Source organism: Variovorax glucosi (assembly GCF_051216695.1).
In the GTDB taxonomy this organism is placed as follows: domain Bacteria; phylum Pseudomonadota; class Gammaproteobacteria; order Burkholderiales; family Burkholderiaceae_C; genus Variovorax.
On sequence record NZ_JBPJZE010000161.1, the window covers coordinates 1 to 645 of the forward strand.

Here is a 645-nt window from a genome sequence, read left to right on the forward strand (position 1 = left end):
GCCTGGAGCCGGCGCCGAAATCCGTACGCTGCATGTCGACACCTGCGGCACTCGCTGCCCGACACCGCTGCTGCGTCTGCGCAAGGCGCTGCGGCGCTGTGAACCAGGGCAGGTGCTCGAACTCGCAGCCGACGATCCCGCCGCCTTCATCGACATTCCGCGCGCGCTCGCCGAACTGCCGGCGCAGTTGTTCGCCACGCGTGACGAGGGCGCATACCGGGTCTTCGTGGTCCTGCGGTGTTGATGAGGCGTGGCCGTCTCTTGTTCACTACCGTCTCACGACTCCCTGTTGCAACCTGACATGGCTCCCCATCTCGAGAACCGCACGCCTTTTCCTGCCCTGGCTTTCTCGCAGTTCCATCGTGACGGCACCGACATGGCCGTACTGACGGTGCGCGGCAGTTTCCATGTTGTGCCGAATGCACCGCTGGTGCTCGCACCCCGGCAGGACGAGCTTGAGTTCGCCGACCGCTACAAAGGCGATCCCGCCGATGGTCTGCTCGTGCGGACCTGCGACATCGTGCCCTTCAGGCCGGCAGCCGATCTCACCATCCTGGGTGCGAGCTGGGCACCGCAAGGCGTTGAGGCTCGTTCGTGGCTTGCCGGAGTGCGCCTGGGCAGGCTCGAGAAAGTCTTGCGGGTGCA

At 65.7% G+C, this 645-nt stretch carries 2 protein-coding genes; both read left to right on the forward strand.

The genetic code is table 11. The features are described 5' to 3' along the window. Nucleotides 1-244: sulfurtransferase TusA family protein (locus ACSFA3_RS23850; RefSeq protein ID WP_435507882.1), on the forward strand; the 244-nt coding region annotated here is incomplete at its 5' end. A gap of 57 nt (nt 245-301) precedes the next feature. Next, nucleotides 302-645 (forward strand): DUF2169 domain-containing protein (locus tag ACSFA3_RS23855; RefSeq protein ID WP_435507883.1); only part of this gene is annotated, 344 nt, incomplete at its 3' end.